The following is a 22,503-nucleotide window of genomic DNA, read 5'->3' as shown; positions in this document are numbered from 1 at the left end:
GTTCAGAAATCAGGACTCCTCCTAAGGCTTTGGAAAATCAGGCGGACTTGAGTTCTAAAATGGAAATTTCAGAAGGTGCGCCCAACCGAAAGGGAGGCCCCCAATACCCTGTCCCTCGACTAACGTAAATTAGCGAGTTTTTATATTTATGTAAACCAGAGACAAACTTTTGTGCAAAATAAATAAGTAAATTGCCAGGGAAAAATTGGCCTCCATGAGTATGGCCTGAAATTTGTAACTGAAAACCTACTGCACTTGCTTCGTAAATACTATTAGGTTGGTGGGCCAAAAGAATCTTATAATCACAATTCTCCCCTCCCTCCATGGCTCGTTTAGGATTTGTTTGGTGGGATCTGATGATTTTTCCTGCAGCCAAATCGGTCACACCTGCCATCAGTAATTTAGCTTTGCCTATGTTTAGAATTTGGTTTTGGTTTAGTAAAATATGAACGCCTAAATTTTGGATTTCTGGAAGCCAAGAAAGAACTCCCGAATAATATTCATGATTTCCGGTTACATAAAAAGTTCCGTATTTTGACTGAATGTCGGCCAAAGGTTTTAGATGTTGTTTGAGAGTGGCTACGGGTCCATCGACCAAATCACCAGTGATTACAACGGCGTCAGGTTTTTGTAGATTGATTCGTTTAACGACACGTTTTAAAAATTTCTCTTTGATCGTGGCGCCAATGTGCACATCAGAAATCTGAACGATTTTGAAACCATTTAAATCAGGATGTAAATCTTTTACAGGGATAGAAACTCGTTTGTATTGTAGACGAACATGGGCATTGAAAAATCCAAGCGAACTCAGAGCAGTTGCCACCACAATGGTAGAAAAGGCTAAACTAAAGTTTTTCACTTCGGTCACTCCATCGATAGGAAACCCAAAATGCAGTAAGGTGGAAAACAAAAGTTGCGAATAATGAGTCACAATTCCTAAGTCTACAAGCCGTAGAATATCCATAAGAAGAACCAGAGTGAAAAGAATGGAAAAAAATCCAAAATTAGTGAAGGTAAGATAAGCAAAAAATGTTTGGGTTTTTTCTCGTTTCGAGATCCGACTTAAGGCATAAGTCAATGGAACAAACAAAACCAGAGCCCCAATCCCAATTAAAATCACTGTCACCACCGGCCCATTCAGTGAAAGTCCTGAAATCAAACGAAAGGTAGAATAATAATAGATAAATCCCAGTAAGGATGTCAGAACGGACAAAAATAAGAAAAAAGCTTTCAATCAAGTAACCCTATTCTTTGGACAGAATGGGAATGACGAAAGTTGTCGATAATTAGGCGGAAGGTAGAAGATGAAAGAAAAAGATACAGTTAGAACGAAGTCCGATGTAATATTAATAGGTGCAGGAATCATGAGTGCTACCCTGGGAGTTCTTCTGAAAGAACTAGCACCCCACCTAACAATTACTGTATTGGAAAGATTAGACGCCGCTGCACGAGAAAGCTCTAATGCTTGGAACAATGCAGGAACCGGACATTCTGCCTTCTGCGAATTGAATTATACAATCGAAAACGAAGATGGATCTATCCAAACCAAAAAAGCCCTCCAAATTGCGGAGTGGTTTGAAATCTCCAAAGAATTTTGGGGATACCTTGCTGGCACCAAACGGATCCTTGATGCCGATGAATTTATCCATTCGGTTCCTCATTATAGTTTTGTTTGGGGAGAAGAAAATGTTTCCTTTCTTAGAAAACGTTACGAAGCCTTAAAAAAGTTTGAACTTTTTAAAGATCTAGTATATTCGGAAGATAAAAATACGATAACCGAATGGCTTCCCTTGGTAATGAAAGGTCGGGATGATTCAGAACCCATTGCCGCAACCAAAATGGAATTAGGAACTGATGTAAACTTTGGAACACTCACAAGGGCTATGTTTCGGTATTTAGAAAGTTTTCCTGATGTTCATGTACATTACTTTGAAGATGTAAAGGATTTGCAGCGTGGAGAAAATGGATTTTGGCACCTAACTTCCAATAATATCCAAACCCATGAAAAAGAACACCATGAAGCAAAATTCGTTTTTATTGGTGCCGGTGGTGGTAGCCTCCCCCTTTTAGAAAAATCTGACATCCCTGAGGCTGCTGGCTTTGGTGGATTTCCTGTGAGTGGGCAATGGTTGCGATGCCGAAACAGAGATGTGATCAAACAACATTTTGCCAAAGTGTATGGGAAAGCTAATGTCGGTTCCCCTCCTATGTCAGTCCCTCATTTGGATACAAGGATCATTGAAGGAAAAAAAGAATTATTATTTGGGCCTTACGCTGGTTTTACGACTAAATTCTTAAAGAAAGGATCTTATCTGGATTTAGTGAAATCATTAGAATTTGATAATATCTTTCCTATGTTGTCAGCGGGAATGCACAACCTTCCTTTAACAAAATACTTAATTAGTCAAGCGATGCAGTCACACGAAGATCGGATCGCAGCACTTAAAGAATATTTTCCTGAAGTAAAATCTGAAGATTGGGAATTGGTAGTGGCAGGCCAAAGAGTTCAAGTCATCAAAAAAGATGAAGAAGAAGGTGGAGTTTTAGAATTTGGAACTGAAGTTGTGGCAGCGAAAGATGGATCTCTGGCAGCACTCCTTGGTGCGAGTCCCGGCGCCTCCACTTCTGTTTCAATTATGTTAGAAGTATTAGCAGATTGTTTTCCGAAAGAGATACAATCAAACGAATGGAAAACAAAACTAAAAACAATGATTCCTAGTTTTGGTGAATCAATGAGAGACAACCCAGAAATTTGTCTCGCAAGCCGAAGGAAAACAGAAGAGCTTTTAGAACTAAACCAAGGATCCCGTATTAGCTCCAAAGTTTGAATGATACGAGAGAGATTTGAGCTTATGAAAAATTATTTATTCTTTTTTCGAAGCTCAATCACCACTTTTTCTTTTGAATCCACATTGTACATTGCTGAACCTTGCGTGGAATCTATGATCCTTCTAGGATTCACACCTTTTTCACGGAGAACACGTGAAATTGCTTGGGAACGTTCAAACCCAAGATCATAGTTTTCATAATTTCCAGGAATATCTTCTTTGAAGGGTGTCGTATAAGTGATCACCTGGGCATCGAAGTCTTTATATTCATTTTCTAAGCTTCGAGCAATAGCATCCAATCTTGCTCTACCTTCTAAATGGATACGACTAGACGGAAGGTCAAAGATCTCACTTGCAAGGAATACAAAGCGATCCAATTTTGGTTCTTCGACCACCGGATCCTTTTTTTGCTCGAGAGGGACCTCAGATCCGACTGATTCCAGGACATTGGAAGGTTTTGATTCTATCTCGGGGGTAGTTTGCCCATGGAGTGTAAAACTCAGACCCAAACCAACTTTAACAAAGGTCTCTTCAAAATTTCCTTTGTTTCTATGACCAGAGCTTGGTTCCGTATATTTGACCATATATACATTGGAATGTTCGAGTTCGGCATTTATGAAAAAAAGGCTATTGAGATGATACCGAACACCTAATGCACCAAACACGCGGTTGGTGGCTCCCCCGAAAATTCTTTCATATCCAGAACCACCACCGGCCCGGATATAAGGATCGATAGGATGATTGGGCTGGAAATGAAAGAACAAACTTAAATCTCCTGAAGTAGAATTAAAAACATCTCTTCTTCTTTGAACGGCGAGATCATAAGAATCACCTTGATTCAAGCGAGACAACAGAGTATTATTATCCAAAGCTAACAACGAAAAGATAATAATTTGCCTTTCATCAACCGATCGGAAATGGGATGCATTGATGATTTGATTAGATACAGAAAGTCCAATTCCAAAATAACGAAAAAGTCCATATTCAAAACCTAACTCACCGATTCGACTCGATAACTCCGTTCTTTCTCGGACGAGTGCTCTCAAAGCATAATAATTCGAAAAAATGGAGAGGTTATCCGCATAAGGAGAATTTAGTGCTAAATAATTAGGGAAATTGGTATTTTCTATACTCTTTTCAATAGTGCCCGAATTATTTCCAAGACCAAAGGCACCGGTCCCATACAGAATTAATTTTCCACGATCAAAACCCTGACTATAGGCTGATGAAACAGGGAAAAGTAATGAGGTTCCTAGACAAATAAAACAAAGCTTCCAATTCATTTTTGGCATGGCTGATTTTCAATTGTATCAGGTGTTAAAGCAAGCCGAATTTTTTGGAAACCTTGTCACAAATCCATAGGGCTACTTCGTCTTGGTAACGAGGTGTAAAAATGAAACCAAAAATACTAATTTTAGGAGCCGGGTATGCAGGAATTATGACTGCGAACCGTTTAGCCAAACAATTAAAAGATGCCGAAATTACCCTAATTTCTGAATCTAATACATTTCAAGAAAGAATTCGTTTCCATGAAGAGGCGACCCAAGGTTTAAAAAAGAAACTACAAATCAAAGACCTAATACGAACAAATGTTAGATTTTTACAAGCCAAGGTAAATGAAATTTTACCTAAGGAAAAATCTGTGAACCTGGAAGGTAGGCTTCAAAACCTAGACTATGATTATCTTGTGATTTCCTTGGGGAGTTCTCAAATTCGGTCCATCTATAACAAAGAAGGTTCCATTCAATCCAAAGAAGCAGTTTCAAAATTTTTGAATCAAAAAAATGAAACAAATTTACAAAACCTCTGTATCATTGGAGGAGGACTTACCGGAATCGAAATGGCCACTGAATGGAAATATTTTTTTCCTAACTCTTCTGTTACCATCGTTGATAGAAAGGAATGGGGATCTTCTTTTTCGAAAAAAGGAAAGGAATATTTACGAACTTATATGTCGCGCAACAACATTCAAATTTTGGAAAAAGTAACTATCCAAAAATTTCAGGAAAATGAAATCATATTCGAAAACCAAACCAAATTAACATTTGACGTGCTTGTCAATTGCAGCGGATTTCTAGCATCCTCTCTACCAAAAAAATCAGGTTTCCAAACCAATCACTTAAACCAAGTTTCTGTGGATCCCTACCTTAGATCCAAGGAACACCCAGATGTTTTTGTTGCCGGAGATTTAGCTTATTTGGAAAATTCTATATTACGTATGGGATGTGTGACAGCCTTACCAATGGGAGCTTATATTGCCGACCAATTGGCTCGAATCATAAAAGGAAAAAACATATCCCCATTTTCATTTCAATTTGCAGGTCGGTGTGTTTCACTTGGTAGAAAAGATGGACTCATCCAGTTTACCGATGGAGATGACAAACCAAAAGAACTAATCATTCAGGGAAGATGGGGAGCCCGGATCAAGGAATTGGTCAATCGGTTCACTATCTTTTCTTTGAAGATGGAAAAACGATTACCCTTTCGATTCTATTTCTGGCCCAAAGGAAATCCTATCAGATTTGAAGCAGAGGTTCAAGAGAGACCTATTTCTTTAAGAGGTTTGATTTCATGAATGATATCGATGTATTTTTAGAATGGAAACATTATATTTTTTCTATCGCATACCGTATTACAGGAAGTTATGTGGACGCGGAAGATATCGTGCAGGAGAGTTATCTTAGATGGCTCTCTGCCAAAAAAGTAGATATCAAAAACCATAAATCCTATTTAGGAAGTATTGCCGCAAGACTTGCCTTTGATCTTTTGAAAAAAGCTTCCAGAAAAAAGGAAACTTATATTGGACCATACCTCCCTGAGCCAATCCCAGAAAACTTTGAGACCATGGATGAAGAAAAAATAGATTTTGCTTTTCTAGTAATTTTGGAAACTTTAAATCCAACAGAAAGAGCCATTTTCATTTTACGTGAGTTATTCGATTTTGATTATGAAACAATTTCGAAAATTGTAAATAAAAGCACCGACAATTGCAGGCAAATTTTGGCTCGCGCTCGGACAGCTATCCAATCTCGAAAAAAAAAGTTTGATCCAGATCCAAAACTTCATTCAAAACTTTTACTAGAATTTAGTTTTGCTTGTTACAATCAGGACACAAAATCTCTAACAAAACTTCTGCGAGACGATGTCATTGCTTTCTCTGATGGTGGTGGGAAAATCCATGCGGCTAGGATCCCGATTCCTGGAATCCGAAGGGTGGTATCTTTACTTACAAGAACTACCAAGAAAGCTGCAAAATCGACAGAAATCTATTTTGGTTATGCTAATGGTTCACCAGCTATCATTGGATATTCCCATGATATACCAAGTATTGTCCAAATTTTTACTATGAAAGATAAAAAGATCAATAATATCTATAATTTAGTAAATCCTGATAAACTAAAGGGTTTCCAGAATAAAGAAAACCTAATGAAACTAGGATATATACGGAGACCGAATTTATTTGATTGGGCACTTTCCTTCGTAAGACGATGGCTCCCAGTAGGTAATTAATGAATATTTCCTTCTTTTCTTTCGTCTGATAAGACGAAGGCAATGAAGATCATAAAACTAATCTTCCTTATGATTTTACTAACCGCAACTCTAGCTAGTTGTGGTTCTAGTAACATTGCGAGCGTTCCTGTTGCAAAAAATGCTGTTTTAGATTTGAGCGATTGGAACTTCGAAACTGGAGGAAATGTTCCTTTAAACGGAGAATGGCGGATCGATTGGAAAAACTGGAATCCAAAAGAAGATTCTTTAAAGAAGGAATTCACGACAATACCAGGTCATTGGACAAATTCAAATTCCGAAAAATACCCAACTGGTTTTGCCACACTAAACCTTTCAATTCTAGTTTCGGAAAACGCAAAAAAATTATACCTTCAAAATGGAGTCACTCGTAATGCTTTTGAAATTTCTGTAGGGAATGAAACTATCTACAAATCAGGGACGATTGGAGAAGACTATTCGACAGAGATTCCTAGCCTTAATATCCAAACAGTAGCATTACCTAATTCTCAAAACAACCAAATCCAACTCTCCATTAGAATTTCCTGCTTTCATTACCATATTTGTGGGATAGCGACACCATATATACTAGGAACTCATGCGGGAATTAGTAAGTCATATTTAGAAACTATCAGTCGAGATATCTTTGTATTAGCATCCCTTCTTACTTTAGCATTTTTCCATCTTGTATTGTATCTTTTTTGGAAGGATGAAAAAACTCATATCTACTTCGCATCTGTTTGTTTTTTAGCAGCCATTCGCTTATTAAGCACAGGCGAAACCCGACTGATCTATCACTACCTTCCCCTTGGAATCTATGAAACCATGGTAAGAATCAATGGAATCAGTTTTGTTCTATTATATCTTTCTTTTGTCCTTTATGTGAGAGAAATTTATAATTCAAAAGATTATAATTTAGTTTATCGGATAAACTTCTTTGTGGCATTTTTATTATTCTTTGCCTTACCCCTCAATATACTTACTTTTTCAAAATTTTTAGCATTACATCTGATTCTTTCCCTCCTCGCACTTTTCGGATTACTATACCCCATCATTCATGGAGTGATTTTAAAAAAACCGGGAAGTCGATTCTTTTTATTCTCAGTCATTGCCACTATGTCTTTATTTTCTTTAGATATCCTCACGGAATTTGCAAAAAAAGGCACCGCCTATCTTGCACAATATGGGTTTCTTGTGTTTGGTATTTCGCAAGCACTCTTCATTGCAGATCGGATGATTGAAAACTTTCGAAACAAAGAAAGACTGAAACAAGACAAAGAAAACGCAGAAGCAAAAGTAAATTTCAAAACATCTTTTCTCTCCACAATGAGTCATGAAATCAGAACACCTATGAATGGAATTTTGGGAATGACTCAAATACTAAAACAAACAGATTTATCTGAAGAACAAAAAGAATACTTAAACCTCATTCAATTTAGTGGAGATAATCTTTTGTTACTGGTGAATGATATTTTAGATTTAACAAAACTAGAATCAGGACAATTTGAATTACATCTAGAGCCAGTCCCACTACCGAAATTTTTAAATGATTGTATCAATCTTTTTAAATCGCAGACAAATTCAAACCAACTGAAAATTGAATTAGATTTTCGAAACACACCTCCCAATTTCCTCATCACAGACCAAAGACGTTTTGCTCAAATTTTGTCAAACCTACTGAGTAATGCAGTTAAGTTTACAGAAAAAGGAACAATTAATGTTTCCATAGAATCAATTTTTTTGCCAGAAAACCAAGTTCGATTGGTAATTTCAGTTAAAGATACTGGGATTGGAATTCCTGAAGACAGGATGGGGATTTTGTTCCAACCATTTTCTCAAGTTCATTCTCATCTGACTGAAAAAACAGTGGGGACAGGACTTGGACTTGCGATCACAAAAAAATTAATAGAAGAGATGGGAGGATCCATTTCTGTACAAAGTATTTATGGAAGAGGTTCCAATTTCACATTCCAATTTGATTCTCCAATCCCAGAAGAATCCTTTCAGCCCAATTCATTGACCAATTTCGGAGAAACCAATTTGAAAAATGAATGGGATTCGAAGTTGTCTGAAAAATACCCTTTAAAGATTTTGATTGCCGATGATGACCCGATCAATCAAAAAGTTTCGAGTCTTTTCTTAAAGAAACTTGGTTACACTGCCTTACAAGCAGATAATGGAGAAAGAACTTTGGATATGGTTCGATCCGACTTACCCGATTTAGTATTTGTGGACATCCAAATGCCGGATATGGATGGAATCACGGTCACCAAATGCATTCGCCAATCCAAAACCATTCTCAAACAACCGGTGATCATCGCCCTTACTGCCAACGTCCTCGAGGAAGAAAAACAACGATGTCTTTCCGCTGGGATGGATGATTTTATGACAAAACCACTCCTTATGCATGATCTAGATTTTATGATTCGAAAATGGGCGAAAAAGGATTTGATTCAGTCCAATACTTAAGGACTCTCCATTGGCTACAACTCTCGGCAAACTACCTCACGGCGATATTCTCAAACGTGTCTCTCAGTCGGAACACTTCCAATCAGGTAGCTTCCAAAACCTGGAACCTACAGAAATGTTAGCACCTAACAGTTCCTATTGGAAAATGGCGATTAAATATTGGCAAAAACCAAATTCCATTCGTCCGTCTTCTCCCGTCCCCTCTATAAAAATCAATTTAAAGGAATTGGATGCAAAAAAACCACAATATATCTGGTTTGGACATTCTTCTTATTTGTTGTTAGCTGATGGAAAAAAAATCTTAGTAGACCCAGTTTTTTCCGGTTATGCCTCTCCTGTACCTTTTGCTGTAAAATCTTTCGAAGGAACCGATGTTTATCTGCCTGACGATATACCTGATTTAGACATTCTACTCATCACACATGACCATTACGATCACCTAGACTATGAAACCGTAACCAAATTACATCCAAGAACAAAAACCATCATAGTTCCGTTAGGTGTATCAGCGCATCTAATTTCTTGGGGTATTCCTTTACATAAAATTGTGGAGTTGGATTGGTTTGAGTCTAAAGAAATTTTTTCGAATCTTACTGTTACGGCCACACCCACAAGACATTTTTCTGGACGAAGTGTACTCAGAAACAAAAGTCTCTGGTGTTCTTATGTTTTAAAAATCGGAGAATATAAAGTATTTGTGGGTGGTGACTCTGGATTTGGATCGGTATTCGAAACCATAGGAAAAAAGTATGGTCCCTTTGATCTGGCATTCTTAGAATGTGGACAGTACGGCGACGACTGGCCCTCGATCCATATGCGCCCGGAAGAAACAGCACTAGCAGCAGAAACCATCGGAGCCAAATCTTTTGTGCCCGTCCATTGGGGAAAATTCATCCTTTCCCTCCATCCATGGAATGATCCGATCAAACGAGTTCTTGTTGCTTCTCAAAACTTAAAACTCAATTTACAAGTTCCAAAAATTGGCGAAAGTTTTGCCTTCACTGGTTCTGGTAGTGTTGATGGCTGGTGGAATTTTCAGTGACATAGAAATGCCTCCTCAAATAAAGTTAGATAGATTTTATTTAGGTCTTTAAAATGAAACATGCTTTAGTCGTTGGAGCCACTTCCGACATTGGAATCCATATCGTTGAATCTTTAGCAAAAAGAGATTTTTCTCTCTCATTGACAGGAAGAGACAAACAAAAGTTAGCTGATTTAAAAACCGAAATTAAGTCACGATTTCCAACTACCGCCATTGAAACTTATGTTTGGGATATCACCGACTTTTCTTCTCATACTTTGTTTTACGATTCTCTAATTACTAAACCATCAATTGTTTTTTTTGTCGCGGGATATTATGAAGACCAAATCAAGGCAAGGTTAGACCAAAAAGAACTATTAAAAACGATCAACACCAACTACTCAAGTGTTGTATCGCTTATCAACATTATCTCTTTGGATATGGAACAAAAACGAAACGGCACTATTGTTGCCATTAGTTCTGTCGCGGGGGACCGCGGTAGACAAATGAATTATATCTATGGAAGCGCCAAAGCAGGTCTCACTACTTATCTTTCTGGCCTTAGGTCTCTACTCTTTTCCAAAGGAGTCCATATTTGCACCATCCAACTAGGACCAGTTTATACTAAAATGTCCGCAGGACACAATCTTATTCCGTGGCTCACCTTACAGCCAGATGTCGCAGCGGAATTCATTGTGAAAGCCGGTCTTACCAAAAAAGATTTAGTGTACATTCGTTGGCCTTGGCGTTTGATCATGGCAATGATTCAATTCATTCCAGAATGGATCTTCAAACGCCTTCCGCCTTTTTGATCTTGGAAGTATTATTTTCTAACTGTTAAGGAAAGCTGATATAGTTCCAAATAGATTGGAATCCGTTTACCATAGGGCAACTATGCAAAGCAGTGGCTCCCATCCCATTACATGCGGAAGTCACCAAACGCTTGCTATTTGCAAATGGAGCTCCAACATTCGTATTCGTGAGTGCTCCCGTCATAGAAAATTGATTTAACCAAACATCAGTGACCTGGTTTGAATTACCGCTGAAGTTGGCGACGGTATCATTTTCATGGATCAGTCCATAATAAGATCCCGCGGGCGCTGTTTGTGCTCCACCCATCCAAGTTGGTATAGATGCAAACTGTAGACTATAATCAGAAACTCCGCTATAGATAGAAACTCTTCCCACTGTCCGAATTTTTCCATGCAAGGCTGCATGCCCACTCCCTTGGGAGTGTCCCCCCACATAAACTAATGGCCAATTGACATTAGCTCCGGAAAGAAACTGATCCCAACCTTCTCCAGGTCTAGATTGGATCAAATATTGAAGAAGGGAAAGTAATCTTCCTTCGATGGAGTTGGAAACATCTACAGATACATAGGCGGATACATCTGCACCGGTTAAAACTTCCCTTCGCAAATTCTCAAAGCAATTTGTATCAGCTCTGGCATCTCCTTGATTACAGACAGTATTGACTGCCTCATTGTTTGGATAACTAAGTCCAATGATATGATACCCACGACTGGCCCCTTGTTGCAAAATTGCACCAATTTCACAAGGTGAGGATACAGTGCCTGGATAAAAAACAGAAAGGATATTTTTTCGACTAACACCCGATTGTGGAGGATACACCTGGTGGGGATTATTAGAAGTGGATATTGCGGAAGATGTTTGTGAAGGCGAAATTTGTAACCTTGTCAACGTACCAACAGTTCCGCTAGTGGGAAATGTATTTTGCCCCGAGCAAGAACGTGCATACAATCCAAGTCCCAATAGTGTCACAATGTCTTCGGTTTCGCTTTCATTTGATTCCTTTTTACAAGAAGAAAGAAAACTGGCAAAAAAGAAAAGAATCAGTAACGTTCGAAGAAAACGAATGGAAACAATAGAACTCAATGCAAACACCTTAAAATCAAAATTCGATAAGGTATACTAAAAAAATACCTAAATTCAGAATCAATTGATTAAAAAAAACCTTTCGGGAAAAAATGAAAGTAAGGGGGAAATTATTTTAATTTCTGATATAAAGCGATAAGGGCATCCGTATTCGAGCCAATTCCTTCAACCCGTGAGACCACAATACCCTCTTTCGAAACCAAACTATAAACGGCAGAATGATTGAATTCACCATTAGATACCTTTTTGTAATTGATTCCGAGAACTACTGATAACATACGAACATCATCCTCCTTACCAGAGAGTAGAGTCCAATGATCATTTAAGTTCATTTTCTTTTTATAAGTATTAAGAACGCTTGGAGTATCTTTCTCGGAATCAAAACTAACGAGAACCATACGAGGCTCCCCTCCCGTTGTTTCTTTTATTTTTTTTGCAAGTTGTTCCATATCTGCGACAAGTCTTGGACAAATGGATTGGCAAGTGGCATAAAACATACTAATGATAAATAGAGAGCCTTTGTAATTTTTCAGAACCTTCGGTTGGTTGGATTCTGTTGTCCACGGGGAGTCCAAGTCAAACAAACTCCCTTGTGCACCTTCACTAGCAGCTAAAACATGATCTTCTCCATGATGATGGTGTTCTCCCGAGTTATGTTCGTCACAGCTAAAACTCATGGTAGAGGCAATAAGAAGAATTGTGATTTTTTGAATGAATTGAATTTTCATAATGGATTGTCCTTAATTTTTATATCTGATGCACATCGAAACCCTAAATACTTAGCGGTATACCAACCCTTTAAACCTGCACGATACCCATAACGCATGTAAGATGCATAATTGGAAAAATCGTTTGCTTTTAAGGAACCACCTCCGCAAAAAAGACTACTTTCTAAATCTGTATCTTGCCTAGAATCTCCTGTGACGGAAGTATTATTAAAGTCAAAGACCCATTCCCAGATCATTCCATGTTGGTCATACACACCAAACCCATTTTTGTAGCGACCGACAGAAGGAAGATAGTCTGGTTTTTGTTCTCCATACCAAGTAAGGATTACCGTTTCCACTGCCTTTTTATTTTTACCAGTAGGCGGAACACTGGCCACATACTCCCACTCGGATTCTTTGGGGAGTCGTTTCCCTTTCCACTGGCAATAGGCATTGGCCGAAAACCATGAAACATAGGTTATAGGAGAATTGGTTTGATTCTGATCAGGACTTTTTCCTTTCCAATCTCCTAAATAACCACCGTCGGCAAATAGAGGAGATACTTTCCCCTTTTTCCATTCTGGATTTACTTCGATAAATTCAGAATATTCTTTCTTTGTCACCGGATACTCATCCAAATAGAAACTCTTAATTTTGACACTAACACCTAACTTTGAATCGGTTTCCTTTAGAAAAGGTTTCCAATTTCCGGCAGGGATTTTGACCATTTCGCCAGAAAGTGGAAACACAAAGAGTAAGATCATAAGAAAAAACAAACGATTCATATTTAGCGCACAGACTTCGAAGTTATTTCACCTCTGCTTCTGAAACCATAATTCCTTTATTCCCCCATTGATTGTAAACATAACTAAGGACACTGGCAATCTCCTCGTTGGAGAGTTCTAAATGAGGCATCACGTTATTGTATTTTTGTCCATTCACAGTGATAGGTCCACTCAAACCCTTTTTCAAAATTTGAATGGCACGGCCTTTGTCCGCATTGAGATAGTCCGACTTGGCAAGTGGAGGAAAAACACCCACGACACCTTGTCCTTCTTTCATATGACAAGCAGAGCAAACCGATTGATAAACCCTTTCTCCATTGGCCAAAATTTCTTTGGGAGTTTTTGCTGAAGCTTTCGGTTTCACTTCGGTTACCATTCTTTGGATGGCTGGTCCTTCAGGAAGGTAAACTGTATCATCTTGTTTTCCGGAATAGATGGTGGCGTTCGGTTCCCCTTCTACCTTTAACATCCCGAGCGAACCTTTGTTAAATGTCCTAAAGATGGAATGGTCGACTAAGATAAGGGTGCCGGGAACATCTACTTTAAAATCAACAATGGCAGAACCACCTGCTGGAATGAGTGTAGTTTGTACGTTCTTTTGGTTGGGAAGAACTCCACCTTCGGTATACACATTGTCAAAAATTTCTCCAATGACATGAAAGGAAGAAACTAAATTGGGCCCACCATTCCCAACAAAAAGTCGAACAGTTTCACCCACTTTCGCTGTGATGGCTCTATCTTCTACAAGAGAACCCACAGATCCATTAAACACTACATAATCAGGAATTTCAGTGATCGCCTTTTCCATGCTAAATGGTTGGAGGCCTGGTTCCCCATTTTTCCCTTTGGTATAAAATTCACTTTGAACTACGTAGTATTCTTTATCTACCTTAGGAAGATCATCCTTAGGCTGTACAAAAATCAAACCATACATACCGTTGGCGATATGCATTCCCACGGGAGATGTAGCACAGTGATAAATATACAACCCTGGGTTTAAGGCCTTAAAAGAAAATTTAGAAGCATGGCCGGGAATGGTAAGGGATGCAGCGGCTCCCCCTCCTTGGCCAGTGACTGCATGTAAATCAATGTTATGTGGCATTTTACTCGAAGGGTGATTTTTTAGATGAAATTCTACATCGTCTCCTTCCCGCACGCGAATCATGGGGCCAGGCACGGAACCTCCAAAGGTCCAAAAGGTATACTCGACTCCATCTGCAAGCCGACCGACTACTTCCACTGTTTCCATATTTACAATCACTTTCGCTTCGTTTGTTCTGTCGATATGAGGGGGGACTTCAGGGGCATAAGTGAGTTTGGCCTCTTCTGTTTTTTGTCCTGAACAAACAGTGAATAGGCTTGATAAGACCATAAGGAGAAGATAAATTTTTAAGGTCTTTGGTTTCAGTAGTTTCATATACATTTCCGTATCCTTTTGTTTCATTCTAAAATACCTGAGCCCAATTCTCATTGATACAAATCAATAGATTCGAGCGCAAACGTTACAAAATGCACAAAAATTGTGAATAGAGAAGTATTTTTTCCCCTACTTTCTTTATTTTATGGAAAAACTAAATTGAATTTCTAAATCGACGGATTCGAAACTGGGATAAATATGGGTTTGGTACCCCATGACTTTAGATCCTCAAAGAAGCCTCAGTAAGTTCCGTAGCCTACTTCATATCTCTTCCATTCTGAATGCAAACCTAGATTTGCACCAACTCCTCCCCCTCATTATGTTATATTCTAAAGATCTACTAGAGGCCGAGGCAAGTTCCCTTTTCCTTTTGGAGGACGAAGAATTTCTCTATTGTGAAGTAGCTCTCGGAGAAAAGGGAGAAATCATCCAAGAGTATGCTCGCTTAGAGTTAGGGGAAGGGATTGTGGGAATGGTAGCCCGCGAGAAAAAACCCATCGCTTTGGAAGATGCGTATAAGGACCCAAGGTTCAATGCCAGTATGGACAAACGCACTGGATTCAAAACAAAATCGCTTATCTGTGTTCCTCTTTTTGTAGAAGGTAGAATCATCGGGACTCTTGAGGTCATCAATAAAACCAACAATCGTTTGTTTGATTCCTCTGACTTAGAATATTTAATTTCGCTTTCAGAAGTGGCCGCCACTGCTATTCAAAATGCAAATACCAAAGATAGCTTAGATAAACGTATCCTCGAATTATCTTTGCTAAATGAATTTGAAAGATTGTCTGTTTCCGAAAAAAGTTTACACGAACTGGGAAAGTGGATACTCAATCGTGTTTTGGAATACTTGGGAGCAAGTTCTGGAACCATTTATCTCGCTAATACCGAAAACAAAGAACTCAGTATCCTTTCCGCAAAAGGAATTCCAGAAGAAGCTTATGAACAAATCAAAGTTCCCTATGGGACAGGAGTTTCTGGTTGGGTGGCAGAAAAAAGAGAAAGCCTACTCATTCACAACTTAGATTTGGATCCTCGGTATAATAAACTTTCTCCTTATAAATTTGAATCCAAATCTCTCATTTCCGCACCACTCATCTTTCAGAACGAACTACTTGGTGTGATTAGTATCAATAACAAACTTTCTGGATATGCTTTCCAACATTCCGATTTGGATCTACTCACCAATATTGCAGCAAGACTCAGTAGCACGATCAAAAATGCACAACTTTTTCATCAAATTGTAGATACGGGAAAAGAACTGAACCGTGCCAAAAATATCATGAAAAAAATCATGCCTTCCATTCTCCCGAGTACGAACGAACTTTCCTATGGTGTGGCACACATTCCTTTGGAACAAGTGGGGGGCGATTTTTATGATGTCACCCAACTAGATGACTCTAAGTTTTCCGTTTTGATTGCAGATATCTCAGGTCACGGTCTTTCGGCTGCGGTTCTTGCGGCTATGGCACATATGGTTCTAAAAAATTTTGAACAAGACATCAAACTTAGCCCTTCTTTGTTTTTAACAACTCTGAACCACATGTTGTATGGAAAATTGGCAGGAAATTTTCTCACTGCATTCTATGGAATCATTGATTTGAAAAACAATACCATCCTTTGTGCCAATGCAGGCCACAACGCCCCATTTTTATTGGATAAAAAGGACTCACCGATTGTCCAGTTAGATGTCAAAGGCAAAATTTTAGGACTGATTCCTGATTTGTTTTATGAAGAAAAAACATTCCCTTTCTCTTCTGGAAATCGTTTGGTGATGTATACAGACGGGATCACGGAACATATGTCGAAAGACCATAACAAACGTTATGATGAAGAATTATTTCAGAAAGCCATTCAAAAATCCAAAACTCTGAAGACCCAGGATTCCGCTGATGACCTCATTCGGGCTGCCAAAGAGTATGTAGGATCGAACGAGTTTGCCGATGATGTGACTGTTTTGTTAGTGGATCGGATTTAAAAACAGATCCACTTTTTTTACAAATCATTTAACAATAACGTGCTTTTCTTCATTGAGTATGGGTGTGATGGTAGCATCCACCCAATAGTAATTTCCAGATTTGGCTCTATTTTTCACAGCTCCAGTCCAAGGGAGTCCGGCTTTAATATAATCCCAGAGTTCTGCAAACACAACCTTCGGCATATCGGGGTGTCTTACTATGTTATGCGGTTTACCGATCATCTCCTCTGGACTGTATTCTGAAATTCTTGCGAAGTCGGGAGATACATAGGTAATCAACCCTTTTGCGTCGGTGCGGGAAATAATCACGTCCGATTCGGTGAGGATGTTTTCTACTGAATTCACTTTTACATTTTTCAACTTTTTAACCTCAAACTAGACGGTAGTTGTATCATCGAAAGAAATACCATACACTGTTTGTTAATGGTCTTAGGCATTCTTACTCGACTAACATATCGTAAGCTAGAAAGACAGAAGTTTGTAGCAACTCGGTTGTTCTTTTTTTACCTAAAGAGGCTCTTGATATTTGTCAATTGGGGATAAGGGATACTACGAAACAAATAAAAAAAGGAGCAGTTGTTAGGTGTTTTTAGAAAGATTTCAAGAATCCAAGCAACCAATGAGTATTTCGATTTTTTTTCAGTCATCAATTCGTGTGTTAAAAAGGTCCCATCACAATAAATCCCGAGAGTTCCCAAAGGACTTCCTAAGTCTTTTGGATTCTTCCCTTGTTTTATTTTTAACATCGTTTCCAATGGCACAACAAATATGCTCTTCATCAATATTGTCTTTATCTATAGAAATAATCTTCATTGTAAGGTTCCGTTGACTAAAGGTCTTAGGTCTTCGTTTCGTTAAGGAAGAGGATAGTTAGCAACAGGTTCTAATTTGCACGTGGCACTCAGAACTATGGTTCCAGTGGCATCTCTTGTGGCCATTAGGTAACTGGAGGTAAGAGCAATACAAGACTTGGCCTTTTTTTTATTGTAAGACAAATCTCTTTTTTGATAACTCACTCCCAGAGCATCGTACCAACGAGAGAGTAGCGCCAAATCATTCAGTCGACGAGAATTATTGATTCGATCATTGGCAACATCCTGGGCAAATAAGCCGATATAAACATTTAGTTCGTCATAAATGTCTCTACCAAGGATAACTTCTTCGCTTATCCCAGATTTTCCAAGATTACTGCATTGAACCAAAAGAAAGATCAAAAAAAACAAATATAAGAATTTCACCAGCTAACAATTAACCAGTTGGTCTATTTTGTCAACGAACAAAATCATTTGATTGGTTATTGAGAATACAAGGCACCCACACAAGTCCCGCAGATATCGGAATCGGCATTGGCAGATTTAGCAACAGCCACTCGTATTTTTTTTAGATCCAACCTTAAAGATGATTTTTCCATTGTATGTTTGGCGGAATCAAAACCACAAGGAAAAGATTTTACGCCGCCCTTCTCTACTTGGATATGTGCTAGTTCAACATTTTCAAAACGAATGAGTGTATACAAAATTTATCCTCTTAGACTTTAGGAAATCAAAAACCTATTCCCTGGTCAAGGGAGTTTTGTGCAGAAACAAAATCTATAACTCCACTAAGTCTCGACCGAGTGATTGAAACTTTTGAAATAACTCTGGATTTTCTTTGCAATCGTGTATAAAATCAGCCTCAAATGATTCCACTAACAGTCGTATGGAGGAGTTAGACGTCGTGTCGTTAATTCCGCCATCGAATGATTTGGAAACTATAGGCAACACTATATAGAACGGAATTGTTAACCAAGAAATGATTCTTCTTCCTTTGATGGGGTAAGTATAATCTCTGATAATTTTCCTAGATTCTCTGTCCGAGATGGTAAATGTTACATTAGAATGAGATTCTTCAAACGATGGGAATATACCTATAGTAAGCAAAAAGAGAAGCGCAGAAATTCCTGCGTTGTTTACTCCTGTCGATGTTGTGTATGTTAAATCTAATTTGGAAGTTCTGCTAAGTCCAAACAATTTTGATTTTGCCAGTTCATACTCTACTGCGGATGAATTATATAAATTGGGTTTTGCGGCTTCTTCCGAACGAATCAAATTGAATCGGATCTTTCCTTGCATCAGAGTTTCACTAGTTTCGGAACTAGAAGAGTTTCTGTTTGCTATGGAGAAATAATGTAGGTTACAGGAAAAACTGAATGGCAAGGCAAACACCAAGGCGAATGAGAAAAATAATTTCATACTTTAGAATGTTCTGCCGTAATCCAGAACCGCTGCAAGCGGATTTCCAACTGGGTACGACACCTAAAAAAATGATCAATGAGAAAACAAAGGCCACAAATGGAAGATTCGGCAGACTGAAAGTCTAAAATGTATGCATAGTCCATCTTTAGAACAGTTCCAGCTTATTCGTAAGACCGATAACGGTGAGAGGCTCTATTAACTAACAAAAACTAGTCGATAACTCCTTTCCCCGCACAAGGGATAGAAGCGGAAATCCTTTCCTTGCAAAAAGCAAGGAAAGATTGGAGCGGATAGCCCGGTCCCTTTCTGTTAGGAAAGGGATGTGCCCCCGATTCCCTCAGCGCGATAGTTTTCTTTATACTTCGCATAGTTGTTGGCAGTGCGAGTGATGATCTCCCGGTCTTTGTCTGTGATGTCTCGGATGATTTTGGCGGGGCTACCCATAATGAGAACTCCAGGGGGAATTTTTTTTCCAGGGGGAACAAGGGAGCCCGCACCCACAAAAGACCATTCGCCAATTTCCACATCGTCCATAAGCATGGCGCCCATTCCCACAAAACTATGGTCTTTTAACACACAACCGTGAATGGTCGCATGATGTCCGATCGATACATAATCTCCAATGGTCACAGGGAACAAATCTCTTGCCACATGTACGAGAGTCATGTCTTGGATATTGACATGTTTGCCAATGGTGATGGTATTTACGTCCCCACGAAGCACACATTGGAACCAAATGGAAGACTCTTCGCCAATCGTGACTTTTCCCAGTACGTCGGCAGAAGGTGCCACCCAGGCCGTAGGGTGGAGCGAAGGGGTATGGCCTTGGAAAGAACGGATCATTCCTGCTAGCGCAAGGCAATCCAAGGGAAACTCAAGGCCTTTTCGTTTTTTCCGCTTGCGTTTTTACCTTCAACTAAGTTACCGTAGTCTTAGATTCAAATGGGATCTCACTCCTCAAAAACGCTATTTTTCTCTAAAAACCTGCTAAGGAACATTTCATGGCAATAGAAATCAAAGTCCCCGAGATGGGGGAATCCGTAACCGAAGCGACTATCAGTGCTTGGACCAAAAAAGAAGGCGATGCTGTCAAAGTAGACGAAGTGCTCGCCATTTTAGAAACAGACAAAGTCTCATTAGAAATTCCTGCTCCCACATCCGGTGTTCTTAAATCCATCTCCAAAAAAGTGGGAGATGTGGTTCATGTGCGAGATATCCTCGGCGCCATTGAAGAAGGTGCTGTGGCTGCGGCTCCTGTTAGTCCTTCTGCACCGGCTCCCCAAGCAGCAACTCCTGCAGCACAACCTAACGCGGGCAAAGTGAACGAGGAACTCCCTCCTGCGGCTCGCAAACTCATCGAAGAAAATAAGTTAGATGTAACAAAGATTACAGGAACAGGTCGTAACGGCCAGATTACAAAAGAAGACGTCATCCTCTTTATGGAAAAAAGTGGGGCATCGGCTTCGAAAGCTGCCAGCCCAAGTCCTGAGATTCCGAAAGCGGTTGTTGTCGGTGTGAATAATGGCCCAAGAGAAACTGTTGTGCCTATGTCAAAACTACGCCAAACGATCGCTAACCGACTCGTGAGTGCGCAACATACAGCGGCCATCCTCACTACGTTTAACGAAGTGGATATGTCTCCGATTATGGAGCTTCGTAATAAATACAAAGACAAGTTCAAAGAAACTCACGGTGTGGGTCTTGGATTCATGTCCCTCTTCACCAAAGCGGCCGTCGCAGCACTCAAAGCCTATCCTGCGATCAATGCAGAAATCCGCGGAACAGACATCGTCTACAAAAACTTCTATGACATCGGAGTGGCTGTGGGTGGCCCGAAAGGTCTTGTCGTTCCGATTGTACGGAATGCAGACTTACTTAGTTTTGCGGGCGTAGAACAAGAGATCGCAAGGCTTGCCGGCAAAGTAAAGGATGGAAAAGTTTCTCTCGAAGATATGGAAGGCGGAACTTTCTCCATCTCTAACGGGGGAGTTTATGGTTCGATGATGTCGACACCCATCCTCAATCCTCCACAATCCGGAATTCTTGGAATGCACAATATCGTCAAACGTGCGGTAGTGGTGAATGACCAAATTGTGATTCGTCCTATGATGTATTTGGCTCTTTCTTATGACCACAGAATTGTGGATGGAAAAGAAGCCGTTCAGTTCCTAGTCAAAATCAAAGAAATGGTAGAGGACCCAACAAGACTCCTCTTTGAGGTATAAGGTTTTATGGAACAATACGATATCGTTGTCATTGGTGCGGGTCCTGGTGGGTATGTAGCGGCAGTGCGTGCCGCACAGTTGGGTAAAAAAGTAGCCATCATTGAAAAAAGAAAAACTCTCGGGGGGACTTGTCTGAACGTAGGTTGTATTCCTTCCAAAGCCCTTCTCGACTCTTCTGAAGAATATCACAAAACAAAACATAAGTTAGCCGATCACGGAATCTCTGTGAAAGATGTCAAAATCGATATCGCCAAAATGATGGCCCGTAAAGACAAAGTGGTGGGGGAAGTGACATCGGGTGTGGACTACCTGATGAAAAAAAATAAAATCACTCGTTACTTGGGCCATGCTAGTTTTGTATCTAAAACCGAAGTTTCGATTACCGCGGAAGATGGAAAAAAAGAATCCATCTCTGGAACGAACATCATCATCGCTTCTGGCTCCACACCGATTGAAATTCCTCCCCTTCCTGTGGATGGAAAAAATATTGTTACCTCTGACCATGCCATTGGGTTTGATTCGGTTCCCGAACACCTAATCATTGTAGGTGCCGGAGTGATTGGACTCGAACTCGGATCGGTTTGGTTACGCCTCGGTGCCAAAGTCACTGTGGTGGAACTTATGCCACGACTTTTCGGAACCGCTGACCAAGCCATGGCAAGCCTGGCCGAAAGACTTCTTACCCAGCAAGGGATTAACTTCCTCTTTGAAACCAAAGTCCATGGGGCGAAAGTAAAGGGCAAAAAAGTAGAAGTAGAGATCGAAGGCAAAGACGGAAAAAAATCCATTCTCGAAGGAGATAAGGTTTTAGTTTCTATTGGTCGCCGCCCGAACACAGATGGCCTTGGGGCCAAAGAAATTGGTATCGAGATGACAGACCGTGGCCGTGTCAAAGTAGAACTTAATAAATTCCAAACCAATATTCCTAATATCTATGCCATTGGCGACGTGGTCGATGGACCCATGCTTGCCCACAAAGCCGAAGACGAAGGGATCGCTGTGGCAGAACTCATCTGTGGTAAGTATGGCCATGTGAATTACAAAGCCATTCCTTGGATTGTCTACACTTGGCCGGAAGTGGCTTGGGTCGGTCTTGGGGAAGAAGAACTCAAAGCCAAAGGCATTGAATACAAAGTGGGTAAGTACATGTTCAAACCGAACGCTCGTGCCAAAGCCATGAACGAAACGGATGGACAAGTAAAAGTGTTGGCCGACAAAAAAACGGACAAACTCCTGGGAATTTATATCGTGGGTCCGCGTGCTTCCGACATGATCGCAGAAGCCGCGATTGCCTTTGAATTTGGTGCCAGTGCGGAAGACATTGCTCGTTCCACACATGCCCACCCCACTCTTTCCGAAGTACTTCGGGAAGCGGCGATGGATGCTGACGCAAAATGGTCCATCCATTCGTAATTTAACTGTTGTTTTGTTGTTTT

At 39.8% G+C, this 22,503-nt stretch carries 20 protein-coding genes and 1 pseudogene; 9 read left to right on the top strand and 12 right to left on the bottom strand.

Features of this window, described 5'->3' with window-relative positions; translation table 11 throughout:
• Positions 1-37 precede the first annotated feature (37 nt).
• Positions 38-1,234 carry a metallophosphoesterase gene (locus JWG40_RS13205; protein WP_205286253.1) on the bottom strand — a complete coding sequence of 399 codons (1,197 nt, stop codon included), beginning with the start codon at positions 1,232-1,234 and terminating at the stop codon, positions 38-40.
• 70 nt (positions 1,235-1,304) lie between these two features.
• On the opposite strand from JWG40_RS13205, the gene JWG40_RS13200 reads away from it, so the two are divergent.
• Positions 1,305-2,828, top strand: coding sequence for a malate:quinone oxidoreductase (locus JWG40_RS13200; protein WP_205286252.1), 1,524 nt, complete (start codon positions 1,305-1,307; stop codon positions 2,826-2,828).
• Positions 2,829-2,860: 32 nt separating this feature from the next.
• On the opposite strand, the gene JWG40_RS13195 is transcribed toward JWG40_RS13200, so the two are convergent.
• The gene (locus JWG40_RS13195; protein WP_205286251.1) at positions 2,861-4,120 is read right to left on the bottom strand and encodes an OmpA family protein; all 1,260 of its coding nucleotides are present in this window, start codon (positions 4,118-4,120) and stop codon (positions 2,861-2,863) included.
• A 101-nt stretch (positions 4,121-4,221) separates the two neighbouring features.
• Between JWG40_RS13195 and JWG40_RS13190 the strand changes: the two genes are divergently transcribed.
• From JWG40_RS13190 to JWG40_RS13170, 5 genes are read left to right on the top strand one after another with little or no spacing between them, the layout of a single operon-like run.
• Positions 4,222-5,403, top strand: coding sequence for an NAD(P)/FAD-dependent oxidoreductase (locus tag JWG40_RS13190; protein WP_205286250.1), 1,182 nt, complete (start codon positions 4,222-4,224; stop codon positions 5,401-5,403).
• A complete protein-coding gene (locus JWG40_RS13185; protein WP_205286249.1) occupies positions 5,400-6,338 on the top strand; it encodes a sigma-70 family RNA polymerase sigma factor in 939 nt (312 codons plus the stop codon). The genes JWG40_RS13190 and JWG40_RS13185 overlap by 4 nt, the downstream gene beginning before the upstream one ends.
• 42 nt (positions 6,339-6,380) lie before the next feature.
• Positions 6,381-8,804, top strand: a complete 2,424-nt coding sequence (locus tag JWG40_RS13180; RefSeq protein ID WP_205286248.1) for an ATP-binding protein — start codon at positions 6,381-6,383, stop codon at positions 8,802-8,804.
• A gap of 10 nt (positions 8,805-8,814) precedes the next feature.
• Positions 8,815-9,846: an MBL fold metallo-hydrolase gene (locus JWG40_RS13175; protein ID WP_205286247.1), complete on the top strand. Its 1,032-nt coding sequence runs from the start codon at positions 8,815-8,817 to the stop codon at positions 9,844-9,846.
• A 53-nt stretch (positions 9,847-9,899) separates the two neighbouring features.
• On the top strand, positions 9,900-10,637 hold the full coding sequence (locus JWG40_RS13170; RefSeq protein ID WP_205286246.1) for an SDR family NAD(P)-dependent oxidoreductase: 738 nt from the start codon (positions 9,900-9,902) through the stop codon (positions 10,635-10,637).
• Positions 10,638-10,662: 25 nt separating this feature from the next.
• On the opposite strand, the gene JWG40_RS13165 is transcribed toward JWG40_RS13170, so the two are convergent.
• The 4 genes from JWG40_RS13165 to nirK form a co-directional block, all read right to left on the bottom strand.
• Entirely contained in the window at positions 10,663-11,730 is a 1,068-nt protein-coding gene (locus JWG40_RS13165) for a BPSS1187 family protein (RefSeq protein ID WP_332470743.1), read from the bottom strand.
• Between the two features lie 101 nt (positions 11,731-11,831).
• Complete coding sequence (locus tag JWG40_RS13160) at positions 11,832-12,449, bottom strand: SCO family protein (protein ID WP_205286244.1); 618 nt, start codon at positions 12,447-12,449, stop codon at positions 11,832-11,834.
• Positions 12,446-13,213: a formylglycine-generating enzyme family protein gene (locus JWG40_RS13155; RefSeq protein WP_205286243.1), complete on the bottom strand. Its 768-nt coding sequence runs from the start codon at positions 13,211-13,213 to the stop codon at positions 12,446-12,448. Before JWG40_RS13155 ends, JWG40_RS13160 begins: the two co-directional genes overlap by 4 nt.
• A gap of 22 nt (positions 13,214-13,235) precedes the next feature.
• Positions 13,236-14,657, bottom strand: coding sequence for a copper-containing nitrite reductase (nirK, locus tag JWG40_RS13150; RefSeq protein ID WP_232369360.1), 1,422 nt, complete (start codon positions 14,655-14,657; stop codon positions 13,236-13,238).
• A gap of 187 nt (positions 14,658-14,844) precedes the next feature.
• Between nirK and JWG40_RS13145 the strand changes: the two genes are divergently transcribed.
• Positions 14,845-16,608, top strand: coding sequence for a GAF domain-containing SpoIIE family protein phosphatase (locus tag JWG40_RS13145; RefSeq protein WP_205286242.1), 1,764 nt, complete (start codon positions 14,845-14,847; stop codon positions 16,606-16,608).
• A gap of 33 nt (positions 16,609-16,641) precedes the next feature.
• Here the strand turns inward: JWG40_RS13145 and JWG40_RS13140 are convergent.
• The 6 genes and pseudogenes from JWG40_RS13140 to JWG40_RS13115 all read right to left on the bottom strand — a co-directional run.
• A pseudogene (locus JWG40_RS13140) lies at positions 16,642-16,968 on the bottom strand (PAS domain-containing protein); the annotation flags it as partial.
• Positions 16,969-17,280: 312 nt separating this feature from the next.
• On the bottom strand, positions 17,281-17,421 hold the full coding sequence (locus JWG40_RS13135) for a hypothetical protein (protein ID WP_205286241.1): 141 nt from the start codon (positions 17,419-17,421) through the stop codon (positions 17,281-17,283).
• A gap of 41 nt (positions 17,422-17,462) precedes the next feature.
• Positions 17,463-17,846: a hypothetical protein gene (locus tag JWG40_RS13130; protein ID WP_205286240.1), complete on the bottom strand. Its 384-nt coding sequence runs from the start codon at positions 17,844-17,846 to the stop codon at positions 17,463-17,465.
• A 56-nt stretch (positions 17,847-17,902) separates the two neighbouring features.
• Entirely contained in the window at positions 17,903-18,124 is a 222-nt protein-coding gene (locus JWG40_RS13125; RefSeq protein WP_205286239.1) for a hypothetical protein, read from the bottom strand.
• Positions 18,125-18,197: 73 nt separating this feature from the next.
• Positions 18,198-18,839 (bottom strand): hypothetical protein, encoded by a 642-nt coding sequence (locus JWG40_RS13120; RefSeq protein WP_205286238.1) that lies wholly within the window; start codon positions 18,837-18,839, stop codon positions 18,198-18,200.
• A gap of 312 nt (positions 18,840-19,151) precedes the next feature.
• Positions 19,152-19,685 (bottom strand): gamma carbonic anhydrase family protein, encoded by a 534-nt coding sequence (locus JWG40_RS13115; protein WP_205286237.1) that lies wholly within the window; start codon positions 19,683-19,685, stop codon positions 19,152-19,154.
• Positions 19,686-19,843: 158 nt separating this feature from the next.
• Between JWG40_RS13115 and odhB the strand changes: the two genes are divergently transcribed.
• Both odhB and lpdA read left to right on the top strand, forming a co-directional pair.
• Entirely contained in the window at positions 19,844-21,067 is a 1,224-nt protein-coding gene (odhB, locus tag JWG40_RS13110; protein ID WP_205286236.1) for a 2-oxoglutarate dehydrogenase complex dihydrolipoyllysine-residue succinyltransferase, read from the top strand.
• Between the two features lie 6 nt (positions 21,068-21,073).
• On the top strand, positions 21,074-22,480 hold the full coding sequence (gene lpdA, locus JWG40_RS13105) for a dihydrolipoyl dehydrogenase (protein WP_205286235.1): 1,407 nt from the start codon (positions 21,074-21,076) through the stop codon (positions 22,478-22,480).
• The last annotated feature ends 23 nt before the right edge of the window (positions 22,481-22,503 follow it).

The sequence above is a fragment of the Leptospira abararensis genome, from assembly GCF_016918735.1.
Taxonomy (GTDB): domain Bacteria; phylum Spirochaetota; class Leptospiria; order Leptospirales; family Leptospiraceae; genus Leptospira_A; species Leptospira_A abararensis.
This window is presented reverse-complemented; position numbering and strand designations above follow the sequence as displayed.